The sequence below is a fragment of the Salarchaeum japonicum genome, assembly GCF_049705945.1.
In the GTDB taxonomy this organism is placed as follows: Archaea; Halobacteriota; Halobacteria; order Halobacteriales; family Halobacteriaceae; genus Salarchaeum; species Salarchaeum japonicum_A.
The window spans coordinates 413811-431140 of record NZ_JBNAMV010000004.1; the positions used below are offsets into that span (position 1 = coordinate 413811).

The 17330-nt window shown below is 68.2% G+C and carries 21 protein-coding genes, 2 tRNA genes and 1 pseudogene; 12 read left to right on the forward strand and 12 right to left on the reverse strand.

Annotated features, from left to right (window positions below; genetic code table 11):
* The first annotated feature begins 4 nt into the window (after positions 1–4).
* On the forward strand, positions 5–496 hold the full coding sequence (locus ACOZ4O_RS03840; protein WP_424523991.1) for a phosphopantetheine adenylyltransferase: 492 nt from the start codon (positions 5–7) through the stop codon (positions 494–496).
* A gap of 1 nt (position 497) precedes the next feature.
* Here the strand turns inward: ACOZ4O_RS03840 and ACOZ4O_RS03845 are convergent, their stop codons facing one another.
* Positions 498–806 (reverse strand): transcription initiation factor IIB family protein, encoded by a 309-nt coding sequence (locus ACOZ4O_RS03845; RefSeq protein ID WP_424523992.1) that lies wholly within the window; start codon positions 804–806, stop codon positions 498–500.
* Between the two features lie 82 nt (positions 807–888).
* On the opposite strand from ACOZ4O_RS03845, the gene ACOZ4O_RS03850 reads away from it, so the two are divergent.
* The 5 genes and pseudogenes from ACOZ4O_RS03850 (at position 889) to ACOZ4O_RS03870 (ending at position 4125) form a co-directional block, all read left to right on the forward strand.
* Positions 889–973, forward strand: a tRNA-Leu gene (locus ACOZ4O_RS03850).
* A gap of 229 nt (positions 974–1202) precedes the next feature.
* Positions 1203–1643 (forward strand): annotated as a pseudogene (locus ACOZ4O_RS03855) (ABC transporter substrate-binding protein); the annotation flags it as partial.
* Positions 1643–2488 (forward strand): FAD-dependent oxidoreductase, encoded by an 846-nt coding sequence (locus ACOZ4O_RS03860; RefSeq protein WP_424523993.1) that lies wholly within the window; start codon positions 1643–1645, stop codon positions 2486–2488. The pseudogene ACOZ4O_RS03855 and the gene ACOZ4O_RS03860, both read left to right, overlap by 1 nt.
* A gap of 54 nt (positions 2489–2542) precedes the next feature.
* A complete protein-coding gene (gene dacZ, locus ACOZ4O_RS03865; protein ID WP_424523994.1) occupies positions 2543–3355 on the forward strand; it encodes a diadenylate cyclase DacZ in 813 nt (270 codons plus the stop codon).
* Entirely contained in the window at positions 3355–4125 is a 771-nt protein-coding gene (locus tag ACOZ4O_RS03870) for a mechanosensitive ion channel domain-containing protein (protein WP_424523995.1), read from the forward strand. Before dacZ ends, ACOZ4O_RS03870 begins: the two co-directional genes overlap by 1 nt.
* Here ACOZ4O_RS03870 and ACOZ4O_RS03875 read toward each other — a convergent pair.
* A complete protein-coding gene (locus ACOZ4O_RS03875; protein ID WP_424523996.1) occupies positions 4122–4616 on the reverse strand; it encodes an acyltransferase in 495 nt (164 codons plus the stop codon). The genes ACOZ4O_RS03870 and ACOZ4O_RS03875 overlap by 4 nt on opposite strands.
* Positions 4617–4713: 97 nt before the next feature.
* Between ACOZ4O_RS03875 and ACOZ4O_RS03880 the strand changes: the two genes are divergently transcribed.
* Positions 4714–4929 (forward strand): TrmB family transcriptional regulator, encoded by a 216-nt coding sequence (locus ACOZ4O_RS03880; RefSeq protein ID WP_424523997.1) that lies wholly within the window; start codon positions 4714–4716, stop codon positions 4927–4929.
* Here the strand turns inward: ACOZ4O_RS03880 and ACOZ4O_RS03885 are convergent.
* Genes ACOZ4O_RS03885 through ACOZ4O_RS03900 form a run of 4 tightly spaced genes read right to left on the reverse strand, consistent with a single transcriptional unit; the run spans position 4907 to position 9356 of the window.
* On the reverse strand, positions 4907–5077 hold the full coding sequence (locus ACOZ4O_RS03885) for an HEWD family protein (RefSeq protein WP_424523998.1): 171 nt from the start codon (positions 5075–5077) through the stop codon (positions 4907–4909). The genes ACOZ4O_RS03880 and ACOZ4O_RS03885 overlap by 23 nt on opposite strands.
* 27 nt (positions 5078–5104) lie before the next feature.
* Positions 5105–7474, reverse strand: a complete 2370-nt coding sequence (locus tag ACOZ4O_RS03890; RefSeq protein WP_424523999.1) for an ATP-dependent DNA helicase — start codon at positions 7472–7474, stop codon at positions 5105–5107.
* Between the two features lie 25 nt (positions 7475–7499).
* On the reverse strand, positions 7500–8519 hold the full coding sequence (locus tag ACOZ4O_RS03895; protein WP_424524000.1) for a DUF5784 family protein: 1020 nt from the start codon (positions 8517–8519) through the stop codon (positions 7500–7502).
* Positions 8520–8558: 39 nt separating this feature from the next.
* Positions 8559–9356: an aldo/keto reductase gene (locus ACOZ4O_RS03900; RefSeq protein ID WP_424524001.1), complete on the reverse strand. Its 798-nt coding sequence runs from the start codon at positions 9354–9356 to the stop codon at positions 8559–8561.
* 91 nt (positions 9357–9447) lie between these two features.
* On the opposite strand from ACOZ4O_RS03900, the gene ACOZ4O_RS03905 reads away from it, so the two are divergent.
* Together ACOZ4O_RS03905 and ACOZ4O_RS03910 are read left to right on the forward strand one after the other, a co-directional pair.
* Positions 9448–9630, forward strand: a complete 183-nt coding sequence (locus ACOZ4O_RS03905) for a DUF4177 domain-containing protein (protein WP_424524002.1) — start codon at positions 9448–9450, stop codon at positions 9628–9630.
* A complete protein-coding gene (locus ACOZ4O_RS03910) occupies positions 9627–10700 on the forward strand; it encodes a hypothetical protein (RefSeq protein ID WP_424524003.1) in 1074 nt (357 codons plus the stop codon). Before ACOZ4O_RS03905 ends, ACOZ4O_RS03910 begins: the two co-directional genes overlap by 4 nt.
* A gap of 131 nt (positions 10701–10831) precedes the next feature.
* On the opposite strand, the gene ACOZ4O_RS03915 is transcribed toward ACOZ4O_RS03910, so the two are convergent.
* The 3 genes from ACOZ4O_RS03915 to ACOZ4O_RS03925 all read right to left on the reverse strand — a co-directional run bounded on the left by ACOZ4O_RS03915 (position 10832) and on the right by ACOZ4O_RS03925 (position 12598).
* Positions 10832–10905, reverse strand: a tRNA-Thr gene (locus tag ACOZ4O_RS03915).
* 11 nt (positions 10906–10916) lie between these two features.
* A complete protein-coding gene (locus ACOZ4O_RS03920; protein ID WP_424524004.1) occupies positions 10917–11399 on the reverse strand; it encodes a GNAT family N-acetyltransferase in 483 nt (160 codons plus the stop codon).
* A complete protein-coding gene (locus ACOZ4O_RS03925) occupies positions 11396–12598 on the reverse strand; it encodes a phosphoglycerate kinase (RefSeq protein ID WP_424524005.1) in 1203 nt (400 codons plus the stop codon). Before ACOZ4O_RS03925 ends, ACOZ4O_RS03920 begins: the two co-directional genes overlap by 4 nt.
* Before the next feature lie 83 nt (positions 12599–12681).
* Here ACOZ4O_RS03925 and ACOZ4O_RS03930 point away from each other — a divergent pair, with 83 nt between their 5' ends.
* Complete coding sequence (locus ACOZ4O_RS03930) at positions 12682–14211, forward strand: molybdopterin-dependent oxidoreductase (RefSeq protein ID WP_424524006.1); 1530 nt, start codon at positions 12682–12684, stop codon at positions 14209–14211.
* Here ACOZ4O_RS03930 and ACOZ4O_RS03935 read toward each other — a convergent pair.
* A complete protein-coding gene (locus ACOZ4O_RS03935; protein WP_424524007.1) occupies positions 14208–14756 on the reverse strand; it encodes a CBS domain-containing protein in 549 nt (182 codons plus the stop codon). The genes ACOZ4O_RS03930 and ACOZ4O_RS03935 overlap by 4 nt on opposite strands.
* A 123-nt stretch (positions 14757–14879) precedes the next feature.
* Here ACOZ4O_RS03935 and udk point away from each other — a divergent pair, with 123 nt between their 5' ends.
* Positions 14880–15536 (forward strand): uridine kinase, encoded by a 657-nt coding sequence (udk, locus tag ACOZ4O_RS03940; RefSeq protein WP_424524008.1) that lies wholly within the window; start codon positions 14880–14882, stop codon positions 15534–15536.
* Here the strand turns inward: udk and ACOZ4O_RS03945 are convergent.
* Together ACOZ4O_RS03945 and ACOZ4O_RS03950 are read right to left on the reverse strand one after the other, a co-directional pair.
* Positions 15533–15856: a DUF5785 family protein gene (locus tag ACOZ4O_RS03945; protein ID WP_424524009.1), complete on the reverse strand. Its 324-nt coding sequence runs from the start codon at positions 15854–15856 to the stop codon at positions 15533–15535. The genes udk and ACOZ4O_RS03945 overlap by 4 nt on opposite strands.
* Positions 15857–15904: 48 nt before the next feature.
* Positions 15905–16123 carry a hypothetical protein gene (locus ACOZ4O_RS03950; RefSeq protein WP_424524010.1) on the reverse strand — a complete coding sequence of 73 codons (219 nt, stop codon included), beginning with the start codon at positions 16121–16123 and terminating at the stop codon, positions 15905–15907.
* A gap of 71 nt (positions 16124–16194) precedes the next feature.
* On the opposite strand from ACOZ4O_RS03950, the gene ACOZ4O_RS03955 reads away from it, so the two are divergent.
* Positions 16195–16938 (forward strand): hypothetical protein, encoded by a 744-nt coding sequence (locus ACOZ4O_RS03955; RefSeq protein WP_424524011.1) that lies wholly within the window; start codon positions 16195–16197, stop codon positions 16936–16938.
* The last annotated feature ends 392 nt before the right edge of the window (positions 16939–17330 follow it).

The window sequence follows — 17330 nt, forward strand, 5'->3', positions numbered from 1 at the left end:
GGATATGGACGTGGCCCTCGGCGGGACGTTCGACCCTATTCACGACGGCCATCGCGCGCTCTTCGAGCGTGCGTTCGAACTCGGTGACGTTACCGTCGGGCTGACGAGCGACGACCTCGCGCCGAAGACCCGCGTAGAGGAGCGGTACGTGCGGCCGTTCGCGGAGCGGAAGGCCGACCTCGAACGCGAACTCTCTCGGTTTGCCGACGAGTACGACCGCGAGTTCGACGTACGGAAACTGGACGAACCGACCGGTATCGCGGCGACGGAGGAGAAGTTCGACGTGCTCATCGTCTCCCCGGAGACGGAGGCGGGCGCAGAGCGCATCAACGAACTCCGGGCGGAACGCGGGTTCGACCCGCTCGACATCGAGGTCGTCGACCACGTGACGGCGGACGACGGCGACGTCATCTCCTCGACGCGCATCGTGAAGGGCGAAATCGACGAGCACGGAACCGTCACGCCCGAACGCGAGGGGCGGGCGCAGGAACAGTAGACTACCAGTCCGGCGCGTCGAACCCGGCTTCCTCGACCAAGTCCTTCCATTTTCCTTGCACGGAGAGCCGTGACACTCCCGCGGCGTCCGCGACTCGTGACTGGGAGCGCTGGTCGCCCGCGATGAGCGCGCCCGCGTACACGCTCGCCGCGAGCGCCGCCTGCTTCGAGCGGTCCTCGTCCGGGAGCGTGGACAGGAAGATGTCGTGTGCGTTCGACCGCGCACTACTTTCGAGTTCCAGTCGGTCCGCGACCGCGTCGAGTTCCGCGAGCCACTCCCGTTGGTCCACCTCGTCGCCCGCCCGGTACATACCCCGGATTGGGCGTTCCCGAATTTAAACCCACGGAGGGATGCGTTACGTACTTGTGGGGGACGCGGCTACCGACGAACGCGCGCGGGTCGCCAAGCCAGGCCAAAGGCGTAGCGCTTAGGACGCTATGGTGTAGACCTTCGCCGGTTCGAATCCGGTCCCGCGCACTTTCTGTCCGAGCGACGCGAGGACGAAAGTCGCTCGGAGCGGATTCTGAACTCAGTTAGACGAACGGAGTGAGTCTGACGATAGTTCGAATCCGGTTCTGGGTGAGGAACGACATAGAGTGAGTGGTTCGGTGTGCGTGTTGGGCGAGTTTTAGGCTCGCCAAATTTTCGAAAGTGCTTTAGTGTTTAGGTTGGCCTAAACGAGTATGGTTGAGAGAAATCGGGGTCGGCGGGCGTTCCGCCGGACTCGTTCTACCCCTATCTCGTCGGGGAGGGAACGGCATCGAAGCAGTGGCGCGACCTCGGCGTGGACGACGCGCTCGCCGAGGCGGGCGTGACGGACGCGCAGGCGGGCGGCGCGACCGTGGACTACGAAACGCTCCTCGACATCGACCCGGACGCAATCGCCGTCCGTCTCTCCGGGAACATCTCGGACGCCTACTTCCAGGAGAACATCGTGAAGCCCATGCAGGAGGACGAGGTGGCGAGCCGGCTCACCGCGGTGCAGGACGGCCGCGTGTTCTACGGCGGCCTCACCTACCAGGGCCCGATCATCCACTTGTTCCAGCTCGAAACCGCCGCGCGCGGGCTCTTCCCGGACACGTTCGACGCCGAGGAGGAACTGTTCGACCGCGCCCGCGTCGCCTCCATCGTGCGGGGTGAGTCCTGATGGCGGACCGGGACGTGGTCGTGGTCGGCGGCGGCCCGACCGGCTGTTCGACCGGCGTGTTCACCGCGCGGTACGGCCTCGATACGATGGTGTTCGACCGCGGGAACGCGGCGCTCGCGCGTGCGGCGTTCATCGAAAACTACCCGGGGTTCCCCGCGGGCATCGACACCGAAACCCTCCGCGACCGCCTGCACGACCACGTCGAGGAAGCGGGCGCGGCGCTCGTCTCCGACATGGTCGAATCGGTCGAGGAGACCGAGGACGGCTTCGTCGTGGAAACCCAGGAGGGCCGGACCGTGGAGACGCGGTACGTGGTCGCGGCGGCGTGGTACGACGGCAGCTATCTCCGCGAGATTCTGGGCGACGAGGCGTTCCAGAAGCACGCCCACGGCGGCGAGACCTACGAGCACTTCGACCCCGAGTACGCCGACGCGGACGGCCGCGTGGGCGTCGAAGGCTTGTACGTCGCTGCGCCTGCGGGCGAGCGGAACGCGCAAGCCATCATCGCCGCGGGAACGGGCGCGCACGTCGCGCGCGAACTCATCGCCGACCACCGCGCGAGCGAGGGCTACCCCGAGGGCGTTCGAGCGCACTACGACTGGCTGCGCCCCCACTCCGAGTTCACCGGCGACTGGGCCGAGCGCGAGCGCTGGCGCGAGTGGTACGACAGCGAGACGCCCGACGACGCGGACGACGACCGCAGAGAGCAGTACATCGACGACGCGTTCGCCACCCGGCGCAGCCCCGAAGCGGTCGCGGACCTCCGGGAGCGCGCGCACGACCGCCTGCTCGAACACATCGACGACGACCGCATCCGCGCGTACCTCGACGACGAAGTCGTTTGACTGGCGTCTGACGGCCCACAATCCTTTTCGTAACCCGCACACGACGTAGCAGTAATGAGTTCGCTCCCCGGTCTCGCGACCGACCTCGTGGACGGCGTCGACGCGCTCTTCCTGTTCTCGCCGAGCGGGTCGTACTACGAGCGCGCGACCGACTTGGAAGACACCGACGTGGTCGTGGTCGCGCAGGAGAACACGGTCGGCGCGGACGAGTTCGTCGAACTCCCCCTGGACTTCGCGGAGGTGACGGAGCGCGTTCGATTCGGCGTCGAGGGCGCGCTCGACAACGGCGTCGTGGAGGACGGTGAACTGCTCGCGTGCGCGACGAGCGTCTTCGGGGACGACATCGACACCATAAGTCGCGTACGGGCCGACGACTCCGCGCACTCCGGCATCTACGACCTCTTCGTGAATTCGCGCGCGGACCCGAGCGTCATCCGGGACGTGCTCGACGTGGTCATCGAACTCGGCCGGAAGGGCCAGAAGGGCAAGCCCGTGGGCGCGCTGTTCGTCGTCGGGGACGCCGGGAAGGTGATGAACAAGAGCCGGCCGCTCTCCTACAATCCGTTCGAGAAGTCGCACGTCCACGTCGGCGACCCCATCGTGAACGTGATGCTGAAGGAGTTCTCCCGGCTCGACGGCGCGTTCGTCATCACGGACTCGGGGAAGATCGCGTCCGCGTACCGCTACCTCGAACCGAGCGCGGAGGGCGTTGACATCCCGAAGGGACTCGGCACCCGCCACATGGCCGCGGCGTCCATCACGCGGGACACGAACGCGGTCTCGGTAGTGCTCTCCGAGAGCGACGGGCTGGTTCGCGCGTTCAAGGGCGGCGAGCTCGTCCTCGAACTCGACCCGGAGGCGTACTGATGGAGGTATCCCAGTTCGTCGCGGAGAACTACGACTACATCCTCGCCGCCGTCATCGTCGCACTCGGGTTCGTGACCGGCGTGCTCGCGCGCCGAATGAACGAGCGCGTAATGGAAGCGCTCGGCGTCGGCGACGCCGTCGAGGGCACGAGCGTCGAGCGCACCGCCCGCGACTTCGGGACGACAACGACGGCGTTCGTCGCCCGCATTTCGGGCTGGGTCATCTACGGCGTCGCCATCGTCCTCGCGGTGCGCGTCGTGAACCCGCTTCTGGCGACGGCTCTCTGGGTGCAGGTGACGGGCTACCTCCCGAACGTCGTTATCGCGCTCGTCGTGCTCGTCGTCGGCCTCATCGCGGGCGACAAAGCCGAACTCGCCGTGAGCGAACGACTCCGCGGCGTCAAACTCCCCGAAATCGGCGTGATTCCCGTCGCCGCCCGGTACAGCGTCGTGTTCGTCGCCGCGCTGGTCGCGCTCAGCCAGCTCGGCGTCGCGACGACGGCGTTGGTCGTCGCGTTCGCCGCCTACCTCGCCGCCGGCATCGTCCTCACTGTCGTCGCCACCCGCGACCTGCTCGCCGCGGGCGCGGCCGGTCTCTACCTCCTCCTCACCGAACCCTACGGTATCGGCGACACGATTCGCGTCGAGGACATGGAGGGGTTCGTGCAGGAAGTTGACGTGTTCGTCACGCGCATCGAGGACGACGGCACGGAGTACGTCGTACCGAACCACCTCGTGCTTCGCTCGGGCGTCGTCCGCGTCATCGACTAGTCCACGACTTCCGCCGGGACGCCCGCGACCGTCGCTCCGTCGGGCACGTCCTCCGCGACGAGGCTGTTCGCCGCGACTTGCGCCTCCTCGCCGATTTCGACGCCGGGGAGCACTATCGCGCCCGCGCCGATCATCGCGCGCTCGCCGATGACGACCTCGCCGGTCCGGTACTCGTCTTGGAGGAACTCGTGGCAGAGCACCGTCGCGTCGTACCCGATGATAGCGTCCGCTTCGACCGTGATGAGGTGCGGCCAGAACACGTCCGGCGTCGCCTCCAGTCCCCAGGATGCGCCCGGTTCGACCGTCATTCCGAGGAACGTCGTGTACAGCCAGTTCTTCAGTCGCATGCTCGGCGTGATGCGCGCGAGTACGATGACGACGTAGTTGAGCGCCACCCGGAGCGGGTGGACGGCGTCCGGCCAGTGCCGAAGAGAGTTGCCGGGCCCGACCGTTGGATGGCGGTCGAGGCGGTCGTGGCGTCGCTCGGTCACGCCCACCGATATGCGGCGCGCGCGCTAAAACCCACGTGTTTCGACGAACGTCGAGGCTAGTGTTTATGTTCGTCGTATCCGTTTCGCCGGCTGACGAATGAGCGAACGACAGATACCGAACGACGTGGCGTCGGCACGCGGAAAACTCGTCTACCTCTACCTCGAAACCGAAGGAACAGCGTCGCTCGCGGACATCCAGGCCGCGCTCGACCTCTCGCAGCTCACGCTCCTCACCGTCCTGCGGTCGCTCCGCGAGACGGGGCACGTCCAGCGGACCGACGGCGGGTTCGCTACGGCTTCGCGACCGGCGTGAACTCGCCGGTGACGTCCCAATCGTGGATGCAGTACACGTCTCCGACAGCGTCGCCGCCGACCTGCCACGCGCCGGCGTCCTCGTCCCATACCTCGCGTCGCCCGCAGCGGAGACACGACCGCTCGTCGGGCGTCCTGATTTCGACCATGTGCGGGGTACGTGCCCGAGAACCACGTTACTTGTGGTCGCGCCAGAACGTGTCGAGTTGGTCGCCGAGGAACTCCGGCGACATCCGCACGAACTCCGCGCGCTCCTCCGGCGAGAGGTACTCGTGGACGGAGTGGCGCGCGCCCTCGACGTACCGGCGGCCCGCGAGCACGCGCACGCCGACCTCGTCCCGTCCGCGGATGACGCGTCCGATGGCCTGTCGGGAGCGCCGAACCGCGGGCACCGTGAGCGCGTACTCGAACGCCTTCTCCTCGCCGAACGCCTCGCCGTACGCGTGCCGGACCGCGCGGACGCGCGGCGACCCGATGTTCACGAGCGGAATCCCGACGACGAGACACGCCGCCAGTTTCTCGCCGTCGTAGTCCACGCCCTCCGTCAGCGTGCCGCGCGTGCTCGTCACGAGCACCTTCCCGTCTCCCGCGAAGAACTCCGCCTTGAGTTCGTCCGTCGCCTCGTTCGACGAACTCGAATCCACGAGCACGTCCTTCTCCACGGCGTCCGCGAGGTACTCGCCCGCCCACGCCGCCTCCCGGTAGTTCGGCATGCAGACGAGGACGTTCCCGGGACTCCGCGCGACGGTTCGCAGGACGTACTCGTACTGGTCGCGCGTTCGCGTGGGTTCGCCCGGTTCACCGCGGTTCGAGCGCGTGAACGGCGCGGCGTCCACGACGAAACTCGCGCGGTTCGACTCCGGAAACACCATGTCGTACGTGCGCTCCACCACGGGCCGGTCGTCGGCGTCGGCGAGCGCGTCCAGTCCGACGACCTCCCGGAACACGTCGATGGGTTCGAGCGTCGCGCTCATCAGCACGCCGCCGCCGACCTCTTCGAGCACGTCCCGTATCTGGTCGCCGGGCATGCAGTTATAGGTCACGAGCGCGGGCGTGTACGCCTCCTCGTACGTCCGCGAGACGGACGCGGCGTCGGCGGGCGCGTGTTCGAGTTCTATCTCCCGGAAGAACTCGACGTGGTCGCGCTCCCACCACGCGCCGAGGAGGACGCCGACGCTCGTGCAGACGCACTGCCGGTCGTTGTCGCCCTCGTTCAGCACGGCCTCCACCGCGGACCCCACTTCTCCGAGCGACCGCCACAGCCCGCCCGTGTACCCCGACTCCTCCGCCCACTCCGTGAGGTCGTCGACCTCGTCCGTCTCCGGGTCCCGCAGCGGGATTTCGAGGTCGCGCTCCGGGAGGCGGTCGGGCGCGAGCGTTCCGTACTCACTGGTGAGGTGTGATTCGACGCGGTCGTCGAGCCAGCCGATGATATCGTCCACGAGGTTCTTCGCGTCCTCCACGGCGTCGAGGGTCGCGCCGTAGTCACCGAGTTTCTGGTCGAACTCGCGCTCGTTCTCGTGTCTCTGCCGGGCGTACTGGAGGAGCGTCTGGAAGTCGTTGCGCGCGCGAACGAGCGTGTGCCGGCCGATGCGGTCGCTCAGAAGGTCGCGAACGCGCTCTTCCATCCGGTGGGCTTCGTCCACGACGACGAACGTCCCCTCGTCGAGCAGGCCTTCGAGGAGCGGGCGCGTCCCGGGGTCGAAGAGGTGATTGTAGTTCCCGACGATGACGTCGGCGTGTTCGAGGAGGACGGACTGCGCGCGGTGCGGGCACGTCCCGTACTCGACCGCGCCCGGCAGGAGTTCCTCCACCGTGACGACGTGGTTCTCGCCCGCCTCGAACCCGATGGGCGACCCTTTCTCGCGGCCGTACCAGTCCGCCTCGAACGGACAGTAGAGCGTGTCCTCGTCGCTGACTTCGTCGGGCGCGCTCGGCTGGTGGCGGACGTACGGCGACTCCGCGCCCGCGGTCGCGAGCGCGCCAGAGAGCGTCTCGGGGTCGTCGTGGCGGGCGTCGCGGGCGAGGCGTCGCGCGGTCGCGGCGTCCCACCACGCGTCCTCCAGCGCGTCCTCGGGCCGGAGCGCCGCCGTCGCTTCGCCGGTCGTCGTGCCGCGCGTCGACCCTTCCCCGCCCTCCACCAGGGCCGCGGTGTTCTCTCGGAGGTCGTCGCAGCGCTCGTGCGTGCTCGCGTCCCGCGGGAACACGTCCTCACGGCCGTACGGGCAGAGGTCGCGCTTCCCCACGAGCGACACGCCGTTCATCGGCTCGTCCCGTTCGGCGTTCATCGTGCGGAGGTCGTCCACGAACTGCTGGAGTTGCTGTTTCACGGGCGTGACGACGAGCACTCGCTCGAACCGACTCGTCTCCCGGACGAGCGTCGCGCCCGCCGTCAGCGCGGCCATCGTCTTCCCAGTCCCACACGGCCCCTCCATCGCGAGAAAACCCCGGTGTCTGCCGACCTCGATCGCGGTCTCTATCGCGTCCGCCTGGTTCGCGTACGGCTCGTCGAACCCGAACACGGACTCCCAGGCGGACTCACTCATCTACTCGCGGATGGGGCCGCTTCACCTAAGAAGTCGCGGATTCCAGCACGAAGTCCACGTCGAGCGGAACGCCGCCCTTCGCGTACCCGGCGCGCGAGCCGTCCGGCCGCAGGCGGAACACGACCGCGGGCCGATGGCCGACGTCAGGGCGTTCGTCGAGGATTCGCTGCCAGTCGTCGTCACGGAAACTCGAACAGTCCACGAACAACACCGCGCCCCCGCCGTGCGCCTGTAGCTGTCCGCGGGTCTTCGTGTCCACCGTCTCCTTCACGGCCGCTATCGGCGAGTTCGCGATACGCCGCGACGGCGGGTTCGGGCGCGTCACCTCCACGAGTACGCCGTTCCCCTCGGCGTCGTCCGCGCGGAAGTCGAGCGAGTGCCCCGTGGACACCTCGATTTCCGGGGTGAGGTCGTAGCCCGCTTCCGTGAGGACGTACGCGACGTTGAACTCGCTCATCGTCGCGCTCATCCGCACGAGGTCGAACTCCGCGCTCGTCCCGAGTTTCGACGCCATCTCGTGACGATATTCCTGGAAGACACCCGCCTTCAGGAAGTCGTCGTAGAATTCGAGGGCGTCCGCGCGGTCGGCGTCCGGAAATCCCGCGGCGTGCTCGCGGAAGAACTTTCGCGTCGTCTCCCGGCCGTCCTTCGAGGAGAGCACGGGCAGGAAGAACCACGCGAGATAGCGGTAGGGCGCGAGCCACGGTTCCTCCTCCAAGAGCGTGTCGAGGAACTCGCGTTGCGCCCAGCGAGAAATCGCGTACGGCGCGTCCTCGAAATCGCGCTTGTCGGTGCGCCAGAGCGCGCTCGGCGTCTCCGTGTTCCCGAGCCAGTACGCCCCCGGGCCGTCAGTCCGCCACGCGAACACGGCGAGGTCGCCGTTCTCCATCTCGAAGCGGCGCGCGCGGTACTCCGGCGGCGGACTGAACCGGGGGTCGCGGGCGGTCGCGCCGAGGTTGTCGTCGAGCGGTTCGAGCAGGTCGCGGCGCACCCGCTGGTCGCTCCATCCCTCGCCGGAGTACCTGAATCGGAGCGGCCGAGCCACACCCAGAATACGCGGGGTCGTCGTTTCAGTCTTCCGAGTCTATCGGTTCCACGGGGCCGCGTCGGGGTCGATGAGGCGTTCCTCGCGCTCGATGTCGTCGATGCGCGCGACCGCGCCGTCGCTGAGTTCGAGGTCGCGGGCGTGCCAGTTCTCCCGGAGGTGGGGTTCACCGGTCGCCTTCGGAATCGGGACGACGCCTTTCGCGTCCAGCCACGCCAAGCTGACCTGTGCGGCGGTGGCGTCGTGGTCGTCCGCGATGGATTCGAGGACGGGATGCCCGACGACCTCGCCCTGCGCGATGGGGCAGTACGCGACCGGCATCACGCCGTGCTCCTCGCAGGCCGCGCGCCACTCGTCCTGCTGGAGGAACGGATGGCACTCGAACTGGTTCGCGAACACGGGTGCGTCGAGCAGGTCGACGGCCTCCGCGAGCAGGTCGGGCGAGAAGTTCGACACGCCCACGTTCGCCGCGCGGCCGTCCGCGTAGAGTTCGTCGAACACCGCCAGCGTCTCCGCGGCGTCGTACGCGCTCATCGGCCAGTGCACGTACAGTAAGTCCACGTAGTCCGTGCCGAGGCGGTCGAGGCTCTCCTCGAACGTCGAGCGCACGTCCGCGGGCGCGAGGTTGTCCGGATGAATCTTCGTCGCGACGAACACGTCCTCGCGGTCGACAGCGGCGTTCGCGACGCCCTCGCCGACCGCCGCCTCGTTGTCGTACATCTGCGCAGTGTCGACGTGTCGGTATCCGAGGCGGAGCGCCGTCTCCACCGATTCGGCGCACTGCGCTGCCTCGTCGTTCCCCGACGTACCCAGTCCCGGACTCAGTGACTCGTCCATACCCCGCGTTCTGCGCGCGGGACGGTAAGCGTTCGGCACGCGGACCCGATAGCCGCCACCCCTTTTCCGATTGCATCCGTCTTCACTTCCTATGTCACGGGAGTGGGAGTACGAGACCTTGCGGCCGCCGCGCGGCGCGACGCGGAAGGAGGCCACAGACCCGAAGGATGCGTTGAACGAGCTCGGCGCTGACGGCTGGGAGCTCGTGGACACCATCGACTACGCGGACGGCGGGACGAAGTTCCTCGTACTCAAACGCCCGGTGGAGCGATGAGCACGTCGCCGGACCGGGACGTGGACGCCGACGCGGGGGCCGACACGGACATCGAGACAGCCGAGGACACCGCCGACATCTCCACCGCGAACACCATGCGCGAACGCGCGGACGAGAACCCGCTCAAGCTCCGCGTGCTGTTGAGCGCGAACCGCCTCGCCGTCGCGGGCGCGCTCGCCGCGTTCGTGTTCGTCGCGTTCGTCGCCGTCGGAAGCCTGAACGGCCTCGCCGCGAACCTCGGCACCGGCGACACGAAAGCCACCATCTTCTCCACGATGCTCGGCGCCATCATCACCGGCACCACCCTCATCGTCACCATCAGCCAGCTCGTCATCTCCCAGGAGAACGGGCCTCTCGGCGACCAACACGACCGCATGAGCAACACGATGGACTTCCGCGAGTTCGTCGGCGAGATGTACGGCCATCCCTCGCCCGTCGACCCGTCCGCGTTCCTCCGCAAACTCGTCGACGAAACCCAGCGCCGCGCCGAAACCCTCCGAGACTCCGTCTCCGGCAGCGACAACGACGACCTCCGCGAGGAAATCGACGAATTCACCGACAGCCTCACCGGAAACGCGGACGCCGTCCGCACCCAACTCGAAGGCGCACAGTTCGGCGAATTCGACGTCCTACACGCCGCCCTCGACTTCAACTACGGCTGGAAGATCTTCCAAGTCGAACGCCTCCAGAGCGAGTACGGCGACGACGTCAGCGACGACACCAGCCACCTGCTCGACGACCTCCACACCGCGCTCTCCATGTTCGGCCCCGCCCGCGAACACATCAAGACGCTCTACTTCCAGTGGGCGCTCATCGACCTCTCCCAACTCATCCTCTACGTCTCCGTCCCCGCCCTCGTCGTCACCGGCGGCATGCTCGGGTTCTTCGGCACCGGCCCCGTCCCCGGCAGCACGCTCGGCGTCCAGAACGTCCTCTGGCTCGTCGCCACCGCCTTCACCGTCTCGGTCTTCCCCTTCCTCCTCCTCGTCTCCTACATCGCCCGCATCGCCACCATCGCCAAACGCACCCTCGCCATCGGCCCGCTCATCCTCCGAAGCTCACAGCGATGAGGGGACGCGCAGGGGAAGTCACTCCGAGACCCGCCGCGCGAACGGAGTGAGCGCGGGACTTTTTCGTGCAGGTTTTTGCGAGGAGCGGGACGCGAGCGGAGCGAGCGTTCCCGACGAAGTAAAAAGGTGCAAGCCAAGGGAGGGATTTGAACCCTCGAATTCTCGATTACAAATCGAGTGCTTGAACCGCCCAAGCTCCCTTGGCGCGAGTCGAGGTTAGCTCTCGGGGTTTGTGTGGGTATCGCTTTCGGCCGGTTTTTCGAGGATGACGCGGTGGGCCGCGTACCCCTTGGATTCGTAGAGGCGGCGGGCGGGTTCGTTGTCGGCCATGACGGCGATGGCGAGCGCGTCCGCGCCCCGTGTTTCGAGTTCGGTTTCGGCGGCGTCGAGGAGTCGGGAGCCGATTCCGCGGCCGCGGTGCGCGGGAGCGACGTAGATGTTCTCGATGATGCCGCGGGTGGCGTTCTGGTCGTACAGTCCCTCTTCGAGGTAGTACGTGGCGAAGCCGAGGATGTCGTCGTCGCGGGCGACGCGGAGCTGGTCCGCGGCGATGCGTTGGCCGAGGACGCCGCGGGCGGCGGCGCGATTCTCGGCGGCGAGCAAGTGCGTGCCGTGGCGGCGCTGGTCGTCCACGAGCGCGACCCACTGGTCGACGAGCGCGTCGAGGTCGTCGGTGGTCGCCGCCTCGACGGTCGTCACTGGTCGAGCGCGTTCACGGCGGGCAGGGGTTCGCCGGTGAGCATGCGGAGCGCCGCGCCGCCGCCGGTGCTGACGTGGTCGAAGCCCTCGATACCGAATCGTCGAATCGCGGCCGCGCTGTCTCCGCCGCCGACGACGCTGTACGCGTCGGACTCGGCGACCGATGTGAAGAGTTCGCGCGTCCCCGCGGCGAACGTGTCGTCCTCGAACACGCCCGCGGGTCCGTTCAGGACGACGGTGCCGGCGTCCGCGACAGTCTCAGCGTACGCCTGGATGGTGTCGTGGCCGATGTCCATCACCGCCTCGCCGGCGTGCGGTGGGAGCGCGTCCCGGTCGATTTCGGTTCGCTCGCCGTCGCGTTCGACCGCGACGTCGACGGGGAGGCGGACGCGGTCGCGGTGGCCGTCGAGCAGGGTGGCGGCGCGCTCCACCTGGTCCCAGTAGCCCTCCTCGCGGACGAACGCGGCGCTCGCGTCGCCGATGTCGACGCTCGCGGCGAGCATGAAGACGTTCGCGACGACGCCCGTCGTGAGGACTTCAGTCGCGAGGTCGTGTTCGAGGACGTGACGCACCACGTCGATGGAGTCCGCGACTTTCGCGCCGCCGACGATGTCGACGCGGGGGTCGGGCTGGTCGTTCACGTGCCCGAGCACGTCGAGTTCCGTCTCCATCACGCGGCCCGCGTACGAATCGAGCACGGGCGGGAATCCGACGAGGCTCGGCTGGCTTCGGTGTGCGGCGGCGAACGCGTCGTTCACGTACGCGTCGAGCGCGGGCGCGAGGCGTTCGACGAGGAACGTCTCGCTCGCGCGCTCGGGGTCGAACTGCATGTACTCCTCGCTGTAGAACCGCGTGTTTTCGAGGAGGACGGCCTCGCCGTCGTCGAGCGACTCGACGGCGTCGCGCGCGCCGACGGTGAAGGTGGCGTCGCAGTACGACACCGGGCCCGCGAGCAGTTCGTCGAGGCGGTCGGCGTGGGGTTCGAGGCGGGCGAACTCGTCGCCGCCCGGGCGGCCCTGGTGGGCGAGCACGGCGACACGAGCGCCGCGGTCGAGGAGTTCGTCGAGCGTCTCGACGTGCGCGCGCAGGCGGGCGTCGTCCGCGAGCGAGCGGTCGTTCGCGAGCGGGCTGTTGATGTCGACGCGCACGCCGACTGTCGTCCCGGCGGCGTCGAGGTCGTCGAGAGTCCGAATCGCCATCACTCGAAGCCTACTCCGGGGCGCGTATAGGCGTTGCCTTTGGCGAAAGACGCTTCACGCAACCGTGTGAAATACCCCCAAACATGGGCGTCGTTTCGCGGGCGGCGAGGGCGTGTCGGGCGCGCGCGACCACCCTCGGACTCGCGGGTGCCGCAGGAGTCGGCGCGCTCGCGGCGTCCTACGGGTTCGCGGGACGGACGCCGCAGTTCGTCGCGGCGCCGGTGGCGTCCGCGTTCGTGGACGCCGCGCCGGCCGTGCTCGTTCGCGTCGGCATCCAGTCGCTCGGCAGCACCGCGCAGTCGCTCGTGCTGGCGGGCGCGCTCGCCGCCGTCGTCGCGCTGTACGCTTTCGTTACCGTGCTCGCCTGGGAGGCCGCCCGACGCACCGGCCTCCCGGCTGAGGTCGTCGTCGCCGCGGCGACGGTCGCGGTCGGCTGGGGCGTGGTCGGCGCGCTCGGGTCCGCAGTCGCCGCGAGCGCCGGCGCGACGCTCCCGGTCGCGGCGTCCCGGTTCCGCCCGCGGAAACCCGGCCAGGTGGACGAGGACCGCCGTTCGGTTCTCGCGGGCGTGCTGAGCGCCGCGGGCCTCTCCGCCGGCGGCTGGCTTCTCGGGTCGTCGGGTTCGTCAGACACCGCGAGCGGCGGGCGCGATCGAGCCGCGCAAACCGGAACGGAAGGCCGATTGCTCGACCGCGCGCTCGCGGCGTCGTTCGACGTGCCCGAACTGGAGCCGCTCGTCAGCACGGAGTTCTACGAGGTCGACATCAACGCGGTCAATCCGACGCCGGACCGGGACGGCTGGACGCTCGACGTGACCGGCGCGGTGGAGGCCGAGCGGACGCACGACCTCGCGAGCGTGCAGTCGTTCCCGACCGAACACCGGTTCGTGACGCTGCGCTGCGTGAGCGACCCCCTCAATGGAACGAAACTCGACACCGCGCTCTGGACCGGCGTTCCGGTTCGGGCGTTGCTCGACGACGCCTCGCTCACCGAGGACGCGTGCTGCCTCGTCATGCGCGCCGAAGACGGATTCTACATGGAAGTCCCGCTCGACGCCGTCGAGGACGGCCTGCTCGCGTTCGGGATGAACGGCCTCCCGCTTCCCCGCGAACACGGCGCGCCGGCGCGCGTCCTCGTTCCCGGTCACTGGGGCGAGGTGAACGTGAAGTGGGTGACGGAACTCGAAGTCACGGAGACGCCCGTCGAGGGCTACTGGGAGAAACGCGGCTGGCACGGCACCGGCCCCGTGAACACCGTCGCGAAACTCCACGCGGTCGACCGCTCGGGTGGACGAATCGAGGTCGCCGGGCACGCGTACGCGGGAACGCGCGGCATCGAACGCGTCGAGGTGTCGACGGACGGCGGGGAGACGTGGACGGACGCCGACCTCACCGACCCGCTCCCGGCCCGGGTTCCGGCGGACGCCACGGACCCCATGCTGGACGGTGCGGCGGCGGACGCGTGGCGCGGCTGGCGGTTCACGTACGACGCACCGGGCGAAGAACACGAGGTCGTGGTGCGCGCGACCGACCGCACCGGAACCGTGCAGCCGCGGGAGTACCACGAGCCGTACCCGCGCGGCGCGACCGGCTGGGTGTCACGAACGCTCGACTAGACCGTCCGGCAGTCCGCGCAGACGAGCTGGCCGTTCGAGTTCGAGAGGCTGTCCGCGAGCGACCCGCAGACCTCGCAGACGCTCCGATGGGAGTACGCGTCGTCCGGTTCGCCGACCCGGTCGTCGGGCGTCGCGGACTCCGGCGTGTCGCCGGCGCGCAGCGGCGTGGTGGCGTCGGGACCGGCGCGAACGAGGTCGGTCGCGTCCACGAGCCCGAGTACGCCCTCGCCGTTCGCGACGACGACGTGCCGGGTGTCCGCGGTCGCGAGGCGGTCGGCGGCGTCCTCAACGGCGGCCTCCGGGCGAAGCGACGGCGGTACGTCAGTCATCGCGTCCCCGACCGCGCCGTCGAGCGCGCCCGCATCCGCGAGGTAATCGAGGATGTCGCTCGTGGAGAGGTAGCCGACGGCGTCGCCGCCGCGGAGAACGAGCGCGCCGGTCGCGTCCGCCTCGCGGATGGTTCCCACGGCGGCGCTGAGACTGTCCGATTCGCTCACGCCGACGTAGTCACGGTCCATCACCTCCCGCACGGGCACACCATTCATGGTAACTCCTACCACACATTCGGACTAAACGGTTTCCCCGATAGCCTTAGGCGCGTGGGACGCCATACCGGGCGCGGCCGGAAGCCGAAGACTGTAAACGCCAGTCCGGACTCCGAGTGAGTAATGACCGATCCCTCGTTCGCCATCGGCATCGCCGGCGGAACGGGTGCGGGGAAAACCACCGTCGCCCGCGAAATCACGGAAAACGTCGGCGAATCCGTCACCCGCGTCCCCCTCGACAACTACTACGAGGACCTCAGCCACATGAGCTTCGAGGAGCGCGCGGACGCCAACTACGACCACCCCGACGCGTTCGAGTGGGACCTCCTCCGCAGCCACCTCGACAGCCTCCTCTCCGGCGAAGCCGTCGAGATGCCGCAGTACGACTTCAACGAACACCTCCGCCAGGACGAACGCGTCACCGTCGAACCAACCGACGTCATCGTCCTCGAAGGCATTCTCGCGCTCTACGACGACCGGCTGAACGAGATGCTCGACCTCCACATCTACGTCGAGACCGACGCGGACGTCCGCATCCTCCGCCGCATCGACCGCGACGTGCTCGAACGCGGCCGCGAACTCGAAGGCGTGATGGACCAATACCTCTCCACGGTGAAACCGATGCACGAACAGTTCGTCGAACCGACGAAGAAGAACGCCGACCTCATCATCCCCGAGGGCGCGAACTCGGTCGCGGTGAACCTCCTCGAAGAGAAAGTGCAGGCCGAAACCGGCGCGTTCGCCGAATGGGCCGCTCGAGAAGCGGAAAACCAGCTCTAAGCCTGCGGCTGGAACTCCCAGAGACCGCCCGACCGCATCCCGTCACCGACCTTCTTCCAGAACTCCACCTTCGTCTCGAACTCCGCCGGTTCGACGTGCTCGAAGATCTCGGAGACGGAGACGACTTTCTCGTAGTTGATGCGGACGGGGTCGTCGCCGTACTCCTCGACGAACGCGTCCTTCTGGAGCGGGAAGTCCTCCTCCTCGTCGATCTTCTTCGACAGGACGGCCATCCCGTACTGGCGTCCGCCCTCGCTACCCTCCTCGCCGTCCGGGTCGTGCGGCCAGTCCCGGCCCGACGGGTCGTACATGTCGTCCATACGCACGGGTTCGACGCCGGGGGTCAAAAAGCCATCTTTCGCGGGACGCTACCAGTACGGCGTCGTCTTCGTCGCCGCACTCCCCGCGCCGACGAGCGCGACGACGGCAACGACACCCCACACGAACGCGAGCGTCGCACCCGCCGACGCAACCGTGTACCCAGCGGGGTCAGTGAGCGTGTTCGTTCCGAGCGTCACCAGCGCGCCGAGCGCGCCCACGAACAGTCCGAGCACCGCGAGCGCGCCGACCGGCGTATCCCAGTCCATACCCGCGTCTCACCCCGGAGGCCCTTAGCCGTAATCATCGACTTTAGGGCGCGCCCGCGTCACGGGGACGTATGACCGTTCACGTCCTGCTCGCCGACCCGCCCCGGGACGGCCTCGTCCTCCCCGAACTCCCGGACACCTCGCCGCTCACCGAATCGGAAGCGACCGAACTGTACGAGGCGATGGTGAAGGACGCGTGCGTCGCCGCCGCCACCAGCGGCGGCCGCCTCCTCGTGAACTACCCGCCCGCAGAGGACATCCCGGCAGCGCACGAGACCGGCCGACCGCCCGAAGCCGACCTCCGCCGCGTCGTCGCCGACGCCCTCGAAGACCCCGACGACGCCCGCTTCGAAGTCCAAGTCGGCTCCAGTTACGACGCGCGCGTCGGCAACACCGTCACTCACCTCCTCCGCGACGAGGACGAATCCTCCGTCGCCGTCGTCGACCCGCGCGCCCCACTGCTCGCGCGGAAAGACCTCGACAGCGCCGCGATGAAACTCCGCCGCCGCGACGCCGTCCTCGGCCCCAGCCAACGCGGCCGCGTCCACTACGCCGGCTTCACCCAACCCATCGACTTCGCCGGCGCATACACCACGCCCGAACTCGACACCCTCACCGCCCGCGCCCGCGACGCCGGCGGCGACGTCGACTTCCTCTCCCAGCAACCCCTCGTCCAGACCGGCACCGACCTCGAAACCCTCGTCCCCATCCTCGACGCCCGCCGCCGCGCCGGCCGCATCGTCCCCACCCACACCACCCAACACCTCGCCGAACTCGGCATCCACCTCACCGACGACGGCCTCCAACGCGCCTAGAGACGACACCGTAAAGTGCGCGCTCCAACTCCACGCACACGTGGTGAGGTGGCAGAGCGGCCTATTGCGCCGGTCTGGAAAACGCTCGGCCTTCGGCCTCGCCAAAACAACCCGATTGTTCCTCTCGCGCCTTCTACGTGTTCCTAAATCGACGTGCTACCATAAAACCACCAGGTAGGTAATCATAGACCAACTGTTCCTACCTTCAACTCGAATAACGGAAGAATCGAATGGCACTCGATTACCGCTCCAACCTCCCAACACCACACCCAGTAGCGTCTCCAAGGAGAGTTCCGTGCTATTCCGGAAGAAGCGACAAGACTCGTAAAACCAGACTATAGCGCTCACTTACGCTTTCGCTGTTCGGCACACCAGTCCAGAATGTCCTCACG

Excerpts from the sequence above, each read along its gene's own strand:
- ACOZ4O_RS03945 (WP_424524009.1), bottom strand. The coding sequence starts at position 15,856 with ATGGACGACATGTACGACCCGTCGGGCCGGGACTGGCCGCACGACCCG.
- ACOZ4O_RS03900 (WP_424524001.1), bottom strand. The coding sequence starts at position 9,356 with ATGGACGAGTCACTGAGTCCGGGACTGGGTACGTCGGGGAACGACGAG.
- udk (WP_424524008.1), top strand. The coding sequence starts at position 14,880 with ATGACCGATCCCTCGTTCGCCATCGGCATCGCCGGCGGAACGGGTGCG.
- ACOZ4O_RS03840 (WP_424523991.1), top strand. The coding sequence starts at position 5 with ATGGACGTGGCCCTCGGCGGGACGTTCGACCCTATTCACGACGGCCAT.
- ACOZ4O_RS03890 (WP_424523999.1), bottom strand. The coding sequence starts at position 7,474 with ATGAGTGAGTCCGCCTGGGAGTCCGTGTTCGGGTTCGACGAGCCGTAC.
- ACOZ4O_RS03860 (WP_424523993.1), top strand. The coding sequence starts at position 1,643 with ATGGCGGACCGGGACGTGGTCGTGGTCGGCGGCGGCCCGACCGGCTGT.
- ACOZ4O_RS03950 (WP_424524010.1), bottom strand. The coding sequence starts at position 16,123 with ATGGACTGGGATACGCCGGTCGGCGCGCTCGCGGTGCTCGGACTGTTC.
- ACOZ4O_RS03845 (WP_424523992.1), bottom strand. The coding sequence starts at position 806 with ATGTACCGGGCGGGCGACGAGGTGGACCAACGGGAGTGGCTCGCGGAA.
- ACOZ4O_RS03905 (WP_424524002.1), top strand. The coding sequence starts at position 9,448 with ATGTCACGGGAGTGGGAGTACGAGACCTTGCGGCCGCCGCGCGGCGCG.
- ACOZ4O_RS03885 (WP_424523998.1), bottom strand. The coding sequence starts at position 5,077 with ATGGTCGAAATCAGGACGCCCGACGAGCGGTCGTGTCTCCGCTGCGGG.
- ACOZ4O_RS03930 (WP_424524006.1), top strand. The coding sequence starts at position 12,682 with ATGGGCGTCGTTTCGCGGGCGGCGAGGGCGTGTCGGGCGCGCGCGACC.
- ACOZ4O_RS03955 (WP_424524011.1), top strand. The coding sequence starts at position 16,195 with ATGACCGTTCACGTCCTGCTCGCCGACCCGCCCCGGGACGGCCTCGTC.
- ACOZ4O_RS03870 (WP_424523995.1), top strand. The coding sequence starts at position 3,355 with ATGGAGGTATCCCAGTTCGTCGCGGAGAACTACGACTACATCCTCGCC.
- ACOZ4O_RS03880 (WP_424523997.1), top strand. The coding sequence starts at position 4,714 with ATGAGCGAACGACAGATACCGAACGACGTGGCGTCGGCACGCGGAAAA.
- ACOZ4O_RS03910 (WP_424524003.1), top strand. The coding sequence starts at position 9,627 with ATGAGCACGTCGCCGGACCGGGACGTGGACGCCGACGCGGGGGCCGAC.
- ACOZ4O_RS03935 (WP_424524007.1), bottom strand. The coding sequence starts at position 14,756 with ATGAATGGTGTGCCCGTGCGGGAGGTGATGGACCGTGACTACGTCGGC.
- dacZ (WP_424523994.1), top strand. The coding sequence starts at position 2,543 with ATGAGTTCGCTCCCCGGTCTCGCGACCGACCTCGTGGACGGCGTCGAC.
- ACOZ4O_RS03925 (WP_424524005.1), bottom strand. The coding sequence starts at position 12,598 with ATGGCGATTCGGACTCTCGACGACCTCGACGCCGCCGGGACGACAGTC.